Annotated in this window: 9 protein-coding genes; 1 reads left to right on the top strand and 8 read right to left on the bottom strand. The window is 35.5% G+C overall.

The window, feature by feature from the left end; all coding sequences use genetic code 11:
- The 7 genes from LEP1GSC199_RS21060 to LEP1GSC199_RS19775 form a co-directional block, all read right to left on the bottom strand.
- The coding region (locus LEP1GSC199_RS21060; protein ID WP_002990966.1) for a helix-turn-helix domain-containing protein at nt 1–285 on the bottom strand (285 nt) is incomplete at its 3' end.
- Between the two features lie 51 nt (nt 286–336).
- On the bottom strand, nt 337–891 hold the full coding sequence (locus LEP1GSC199_RS19800; RefSeq protein WP_002991033.1) for an SDR family oxidoreductase: 555 nt from the start codon (nt 889–891) through the stop codon (nt 337–339).
- Nucleotides 888–1,802 (bottom strand): CE1 family esterase, encoded by a 915-nt coding sequence (locus tag LEP1GSC199_RS19795; RefSeq protein WP_002990861.1) that lies wholly within the window; start codon nt 1,800–1,802, stop codon nt 888–890. Before LEP1GSC199_RS19795 ends, LEP1GSC199_RS19800 begins: the two co-directional genes overlap by 4 nt.
- A complete protein-coding gene (locus LEP1GSC199_RS19790) occupies nt 1,799–2,332 on the bottom strand; it encodes a hypothetical protein (protein ID WP_002990716.1) in 534 nt (177 codons plus the stop codon). The genes LEP1GSC199_RS19795 and LEP1GSC199_RS19790 overlap by 4 nt, the downstream gene beginning before the upstream one ends.
- Nucleotides 2,322–2,939, bottom strand: coding sequence for a hypothetical protein (locus LEP1GSC199_RS19785; RefSeq protein ID WP_002990672.1), 618 nt, complete (start codon nt 2,937–2,939; stop codon nt 2,322–2,324). The genes LEP1GSC199_RS19790 and LEP1GSC199_RS19785 overlap by 11 nt, the downstream gene beginning before the upstream one ends.
- 6 nt (nt 2,940–2,945) lie before the next feature.
- On the bottom strand, nt 2,946–4,052 hold the full coding sequence (locus LEP1GSC199_RS19780) for a DNA alkylation repair protein (protein ID WP_002990916.1): 1,107 nt from the start codon (nt 4,050–4,052) through the stop codon (nt 2,946–2,948).
- 253 nt (nt 4,053–4,305) lie between these two features.
- Nucleotides 4,306–5,256, bottom strand: a complete 951-nt coding sequence (locus LEP1GSC199_RS19775) for an N-acyl homoserine lactonase family protein (RefSeq protein WP_002991068.1) — start codon at nt 5,254–5,256, stop codon at nt 4,306–4,308.
- Between the two features lie 91 nt (nt 5,257–5,347).
- On the opposite strand from LEP1GSC199_RS19775, the gene LEP1GSC199_RS19770 reads away from it, so the two are divergent.
- Nucleotides 5,348–5,845: a MarR family winged helix-turn-helix transcriptional regulator gene (locus LEP1GSC199_RS19770; RefSeq protein ID WP_232420858.1), complete on the top strand. Its 498-nt coding sequence runs from the start codon at nt 5,348–5,350 to the stop codon at nt 5,843–5,845.
- Nucleotides 5,846–5,851: 6 nt separating this feature from the next.
- On the opposite strand, the gene LEP1GSC199_RS22140 is transcribed toward LEP1GSC199_RS19770, so the two are convergent.
- Complete coding sequence (locus LEP1GSC199_RS22140) at nt 5,852–8,020, bottom strand: ABC transporter substrate-binding protein (protein ID WP_002990755.1); 2,169 nt, start codon at nt 8,018–8,020, stop codon at nt 5,852–5,854.
- Between the last annotated feature and the right edge of the window lie 124 nt (nt 8,021–8,144).

Genomic DNA, 8,144 nt, shown 5'->3' with positions numbered 1-8,144 from the left:
ACGCAGTTCTAATTTAGATTTTATAAATTTTCGTAAATTTGGATGTTTTTGCAACTTTATTTTACCAGAATTTCTGGAACTTTCATTCTTCTGTGAAATGATTTGAGCATTTGATACTGAATAATTAATGAAAGAATTTCTTGAATAACCTTTAGATAATTCTCTGGAAATGCTTGAAGGACTTCGATTCAGTATCTTAGCTATACTTCTAATACTTTCCTCTTTAAATCGCATCTCAGCAATTACTTCCCTTTCTTTCAAATTAATTCTTGTATAATGATTCATTTATTAACACCTTATTCATTAGATTATCGGTGTTGCGTTAAAAATTTGATTCTACCGGTTATAAAAGTCGGTTTTTGTTATATCAGGAATGATCAAATGTACTTTTACACCAAACTTTCGTAACTCTGCAAATAACTCTCTGGCAAAATGATGGATTCCAGCTTTGAGAGAAGCATAAACATTCCCCCAAGGTGAAATTTCTTTACCAGCCACAGAACCAATAAACACAATACGTCCCTGGTTTTGTTTTAGAATTCTAGTCAATTGACTTGTCAACAACATAGGTGCTGTTATGTGGAGGTTAACCAACTCACGAATTTTTTCTGAAGATAGTTCTTCTACCGGAGAAAAATAAGCAACTCCGGCATTATGTATCAGCAAACTAATTTCTTTTTTTTCAGGAATACGATCAAGTAACTGGTCCAAATGTTTTGCATTGGAAAGATCGCAAGCAATCAAATGAAACAATTCATTTTTATAATTACAGTTCTCAGGGTTTCTTGAGATACCATAAACTTTGTAACCCAAACTAACTAACATCTGCGAGATGGAAAGTCCGATCCCTCGAGAAGCTCCAGTAACTAAAGCAACTTTTAATGAACTCACAAACTTTCCATAAAGTCCCAAACAAGTTTGGATCCATCCAAAACTTTCGTAGTTTTTCCTTGGTCAATAAAAGGAATCATCGGTGTTTCTCCAGGCCAACTATGACCGAGTCCATTGAGTTGAATCAAACCAACCTTGGTATTTTCTGCACAAGATTCATACCGATAAAAATCTATGTGTATATCAGCAAGATCTTCTTTAAAGACTTGCGTTTTTTTGGCTACTGAGTTGTTGCAAGAATTCCATTCTTTCCATCGTTGAATAGAATCTTCTACAGACAAAATTTCACCTCCATCTCTCACATAACCACCACTATATGGAACCAGTGGATCATCAGTTCCTGCAATTATCCCAATAGAAACGGGGTTTGATTTTAAAGCCAATTTCCTTTTGAGAGTAAAAACTGAAATTTGCGCTGCTACACTCACAACACCTTTCCATAGATCAGGTTTTTCTGCAGCCAACCTTTGAGCCATAAAACCACCATTGGAATGGCCTACTAAAAATACTTGCTTTGGATTGACAGAACCTTCTGCAATTAATCGTTTTACCATTGATTCGATGAAAACGATGTCATTGATCTGATTTTCATCGGCTGGAGTATTTCCTCTTCCATCGGCCCAACTTCTTTTATAACCATCAGGAAATACGACAATAAAACCCTTTAAATCTGCCAAAAGATCTAACTTAGTCTGTTTGATCATAGTAGAACCAGATCCAAATCTGCCATGCAATGCAACTAACAATGATATAGGCGATCCATCCCATTTTTTGGGATAATGAACGATGTAAGTCCGTTTATGATTTTGAATCTCTATAGAGTCCAACTTTTCGTTCGGCAATAGTTTCCGATTCAACCCCATACAGGAAACAATCAAACTGGAAATCACAATTATATAGAAGATTTTCATATTTCTTTAATCTCCAATTTTGTTGCCTCAATCAATTGTTCTTTATAAATTTTGTTTGGCCAATGTGTTATCATAAAAATAACCACTGGTATTCCCCGCCACTGATCCATTCCAATATCATATACAGATTCTTTTTCAACCAAACCCAATTTGGAATACCTAAAAGTGAGTGTTTTTTCTGTCCGAATATGAGATGGCACAAAACCACCAGACAAAAAAGTTATAATAAAATTCAACCGATGTATAAACAAATACCTGTAAGTTGGTTCTTTTTTTTGAAGAATTACTTCTAATTCGAAATTGGAATTAGGGTCTTTAACAATGCCTTCTTTTAACAAGATTTCAGCAATTTCATTTTTTTCCTGTTCATAGCGGTAAAACCCAGTAAAAACAATTCTTACTTTTTCTTTTCCGATAGATTGAAATCTGCGTTCTTTCGATGTAACTGTATCTGGAAAGGCTGCACAATTCAGAATGTGCACAATAAAAACTAGATGAACCAATGCTTGTATTTTAAAATTAAAGTTCATTAGCAGTATCTCCTAAAAATTCTGATACTTTTTCCGTAAGAATAGGTTTCCATTCCTTTCTGTCATCCCCCCACATAAATAGGAGAGAAACCCAACCAAACACTCGATAGGATTCCATTGGATATCTATATTCCTTTTCCAATTTTCCTTTTTTACTTAACCTAAAAACTAAATAGTCATCATCTCGATCAATATCAGGAATGATAAAAAAAGTACTAATCGCTAGAAACCGATTGAGTAAATAAATTCCAAATCTCGGAGGATTTCTTTCTGGCAAATACGAAACAGGTTCAGATGCTTCTCCCAAAAAAATTTTGAATTTTGGGCTTGATTCCAATATGATTTGAACATGTGCATCTGTATTTGTTTGGTCTTGGTAACGTAAGGATGTGAATTTTCCGGATGATTGTAATGCAGCAAGAATATAAGAAATTCTGCGACGATCAGCTTCGTCATCCCAACCTATCAACTCATAACTCAATGATTTATTTTTGATAAGTTTGGAAAAATCTGTTTTAAGTCTTTCAGAGGAATAAAACACAGAACAGGACAAAAGAGGAAGGAGGAAAATAAACCTCAAAAAACTTATTAAAAATCTTTGCAACATTGATTGTTATCCTCTTTTTAATTCAAACTTTTGTGATTTGTATTCATTTCCATTGAGTAAAATGGATATTGTATGTGTTCCTGGATAATAAACCCTGGTAGTGATCGGAGCAAATGAATGTTTTTTAGAAATTGTAATTTTATCATTTGGTAACAACAACTTTTCACCCAACTGAAATACTTTATAACCATAGGAACCATTAGATAATAAAAACCCAATTTTATATTCCATCCTAACCTTAGTTTTATCTTTAGGTGTTTGGTTGACAGAAATCGCAAACTCAAGTGAACTTCCAATTTTGACTTCTTTATTTAATACAGAAAACTTAATTTTTCCTGGTTTCCATTTTGTATCATAAGAAAAGAAACCCAAAGCCTTGGTATTTCCTTTTTTCAGAAGAGTACGTAATGAGTGTTTTAAGTTTTTATCTAACTCTTGTGATTTGCCAAATTTAGTTTTGCAGAACGCCAATACCAAATCAGGATTTAATTTGGAGATATCATTCAAATGATTGGAAACACTCCTTCGGACAATTTCATCTTTATCATCCCAAAGTGTTTCTAATATAGATAAATGAATTTCTGGATTTTTTTTAATTTCAGGGATCCCAATCCCCCAAGGTAACATTGGGCGACTGCCTTCGCTTGCTAACCTTCTAACCATTGGCTCTTTGTGTTTTGACCAATGATGCATTTGTTTTAAAGTTTTATCAAAATGATGTTTATAAAAAAACCGAATCGCAAACTCTGCACTAGAAAATACTGTAACTTTTTCCAATGCTTTCATAGACATTTCAAAATCACCTAATCCAGATTTGGTGACAATATCATTCAGGAAAATGTATGGGAAATTAAAATCAGAGATTCCATGACCACGAAGGGATTCTATTAATTTGATTAAGTTAGGATATATTTGAGAGATGGGTCCTTGCCAATACTGAACCAGAACATCAGAAAGTCGATTGATCCTCTCCTTCAATTCCATTTCTTTCCATGGAGAGGTAAATACCTGTTTTTGAAATTCCAAAGGATTAATTTTGGAATCAACCCGACTTAAGTGATTGCCCAACCCGAGAACCCATTCCCGAGAATACATTTCTTTCAAAGGTTCCATACAAACTAGAACGAATGTATATTCCCCTACAGTAATTGGAATCGAAAAAGAATACTCTAGCTAATTTACGAAATGCAGAAATTCACCACTATTGTCCGATTTCCCGCCATGATGTCTGATAATTTGCCATCAGTGGGCGAATCAACGACATTCGGTAACACCTCTCCCAACAACTCCGCCAACACCAACGCCGGCGGACGGGTCTTAAAGGGAAATAATTGTAATTCGTTTATTACCGGCTCCAATCTGAAATTTATTTTTTATCCACTGTTACCCATGGATGAATATGGATATCCTTTTGAGACTTTCTACGTAATGGATTCAAGTCATGACCAGGAACAATGAGTATTGCGGGGTTCGACGACTGAAATGCCAATAATTGGCCGAGCGATATTCTTGCCGCTTCTCCATCAGAGGAAATAAAAGGAAGTCCAATCGAAGCAGAACGAATATTATGTTCTGTCCATGCCATATCACCAGTAAGGAGCACAGGGCCAGATTCTAAATTAACTAAAACAGAAATATGACCAGGAGTATGACCGGGGGTCGAAAGTATAAGTATGGATCCATCTCCCACTAAATCATAATATCCTTCAAAAGAACCAAATTTATTTGTTTGAGAGAAATCAATCTGGTACCAGTTAAGGACACCATCATATTCCTTTTTCACATAATTATAGTTTGGTGATTCATTCCCATGTTTCACTTCTCTACGATCTACCACAATTCGCGCCTTAGGAAATTCTTCGACCGCACCTACATGTTCTGGATGAAAATGAGAGACTAAAATATCTCGGAGAGAGTCTGGATTTTTGCCTAACGTTATCAATTGGCTGCGAAAGTCCTGACCCGGGTCCTGCTCCATAGGCATCAGTCCCATTCTATGGATCCAACCCAGATGTTCTGTAGGATCGGTTGCAATTGCTGAATGGTGGCCCGCTTCAAAAGCAATGAGTCCATAGTTAGGATGTGAGATCAAATAGGCAGGTTGGTCCATGCTGATTTTACCTTCGCCACCCGTATACACTGCCCAGCCATCAATCACCATACGACCAGTTTGAAAAACTTCCATTCTCATACCTGAAATTGGTTTCTGTAATTGGATCGGAGAAACCTCCTTCGAATAAGGGACCGCAGCCCGACCAAAACATCCAAAAAGGGAAAATAAACCTGCTAAAATAAAGATCGGAAATAAAGGTTTCATATATCTCTCCATAAAGATTCTTGATATGAAGATATTCAAATTTTTATTTTGACGTCAAGATAATTTCACCCAAAGTAAACAAATGGATCCAATGGATGAGATTTTAAGGCAGTGGCAAAAGGAAAATCCCTCACTTTCTCTTCGGGGAATGGAAGTTTTTGGCCGTTTGGGCCAAGTTGCCCTTTTGGCAAGCAACGTTGTAGAAACTAATTTAGCAAGGTTTGGGTTAAAGCTCGGGGAATTCGATGTTTTGGCATCGCTCCGTAGGTCTGGATCTCCCTTCCGCTTAAATCCAACTCAGTTGTGGCAAGGAATGTTACTTTCATCGGGTGCCATGACAAATCGGTTGGATCGCTTAGAAACAGCGGGTTATATTGAACGATTAGCAGATCCAAATGATAGGCGAGCGACACTTGTTTCGCTGACGGAAAAAGGTTTAAAACTAGTTGAGGAGGCAGTTCTTTCGCACACCCAAAACGAAGATACCTCCATACAAGACCTCACTGATGAAGAAATAAATACACTGAATTCCCTATTAACAAAATTAAAACTGTCCATTGAAAAAAGTCAAGAAAATAACAAAGGTTAGGTTGATCTAAACTTTGTTATTAACAAAAGAATCAAAAGTTGGTAACCAAACCGAAAAACAAGCTCCCTTGGGAACGTCTTCCAATTCAATTTTTCCATCCATTTGCAAAACAATCTTTTTACAAATATCAAGTCCTAATCCCATACCTTCCCCATCAGGTTTTGTTGTAAAAAATGGATCAAAAATTTTTTCTTTAATCGAATCTGAAATACCAATACCTGAATCTATGATTGATACTTTGATCCAGGGATCCAACGATTGGATTTTAATTTCCAGTCTCCCTGTATAAGCCATTGCCTGAAGCGCATTATTTAATAAATTAATCCAAACTTGATTGAGTTTATCTCTGTTTCCTTTACACTTTTTATCCGTTAAATAATTTTTTATTATAGTAACTTTGTTTAGGTTATAATGGTAAAGTGAAAGGATTGTTTCTATTTCAAATACAAGATCAACTACTGAATTCCCGTTTGAAATATCCTTATCAGAAATAAGATAACTCTTCAAAGCTTTGATTACATGGGTGGCTTTCTCTGATGCAACGGAGATAATTTGGTTGGATCGATATGCAGTAGAAATACTAGCGACAGTTTCTAATATTTGAAGTGAATTTTCACTTTCCAAAATCTGATTTAATTCATCACCTAACCGGAATGCTCCTGTTTCCACCACTAACTGCATATGTTTTCCATACAAGTCCATCTTCTTAGAAGTCGAATACTGTAAAGCAAGTTCCTTCTTGATAGATCTTTCCATTTTTCCCTCAAGAAAAGTTTGATTCCTTAGACTTTCTTCCAATACTTTATTAAACCGCAAAGAATCATCTTTATTGAATCCAACGATTGTATCCATAATATTGTTTATTTTATTTTTTAGAAAATCAGCAAGTGATTGGTTGGAAGATACAATTGCACCCAATGGAGTATTTAGTTCATGAGCCATTCCAGCAGCCAATTGGCCAAGAACTGCCAATTTTTCTGAAGCCAAAAGTCTATCTTGCGCTTCCGTCAGTTCTTTTAATGTATTCAATAAACTTTGATTTAAAACTTGCAAATATTCATTTGAATGTTTGAGTTCTTCAGTTCTCATCTCAACCTGTTTTTTTAGATTCTCAGAATATTGTTTATTCAATCGTCTCCACTGAACCAACCAGACAACTGCAAAAGAAAAAAGCACAAATCCAAACGAATAATAAATCAGATCATAGTTAGCTGGCGGATTTGGATCGTATATAAACCCTTTTAAATTAATATTCCTCGGAAGCATCCCTAATTCAGAATACACTTCGTTGATATGTTTCCAGCGGCCAGGATTCATGTATCCCATCTCAACAAGAACTGGCTGAATTAAAGAAGTCATCTGTTCTGCTTCAAAGAGTAATCTTTCTTTTGTATTTCGCTTTGAATACTTCTCATAAATCAAATCAACTATTTCTGCTTGATGGCCCATTGCATATTGCCAACCCCGAAGACTAGCCTCTCTAAATGCTTTCACTCTTTCTGGATGTTTTTGAACCTCTTCTTCACTAGTGAAAAAGTTATCACCATAAAAATCTATACCGGCAACTCTCGGTGAATAAGCAACATATTGAAACCTTGCTTTTTTGAAATCATAAGTCTGTGTTGTCGCATAACCGGAATATGCGTCTACTTCACCTTGGATCAGATCGTTCGGATTAAATCGGTGTTCTAACAGCTGTAAATCGTGTAAGTCGATTCCTTCTTTTTTTAAATAAGCGACAATTTCATCCATGTGCGGAGTTAACATGACCTTTTTTCCAACTAGATCATGAATGCTTTGTATATTTGATGTTTTTTTAAAAAAAAGAACAGATGAAGAATGTTGAAAAATAACAGCAAGAACAACTACTGGTTTCCCTGCGTATCGCTCCTGAATTAATTCATTACTACCAACACCGTATTGGCCAGTGGATTGGATTACCTTATCATGAATTCCTTTGATTCCAATTGTGCTTTCAATGATCTCAACATCAAGGCCAACATCTTTATAATAACCTTTTTCGAGGGCAGCATAGTAACCGGCAAATTGAAATTGGTGAAACCATTTAAGATGAAGAGTAACTTTTTCGAGCCCAAAAATGGGGGAATGAATTAGAAATAGGAGGCAATAGAAGAAGGTATAATAAAAATTTTTAGAGACAGAGCGCCTACCCATACTTTGTTTTTATATGGATTGGCTCTCAAATCAATGAATTAAATCAAAACAATGTATTTTATTTAAGAGATTTCTGTTGATTTATCTTTGTGGAGGAATTCTCAATTTTACAAATTGAAACAGA

Source organism: Leptospira vanthielii serovar Holland str. Waz Holland = ATCC 700522 (assembly GCF_000332455.1).
GTDB classification, from domain to species: domain Bacteria; phylum Spirochaetota; class Leptospiria; order Leptospirales; family Leptospiraceae; genus Leptospira_A; species Leptospira_A vanthielii.
This window is presented reverse-complemented; position numbering and strand designations above follow the sequence as displayed.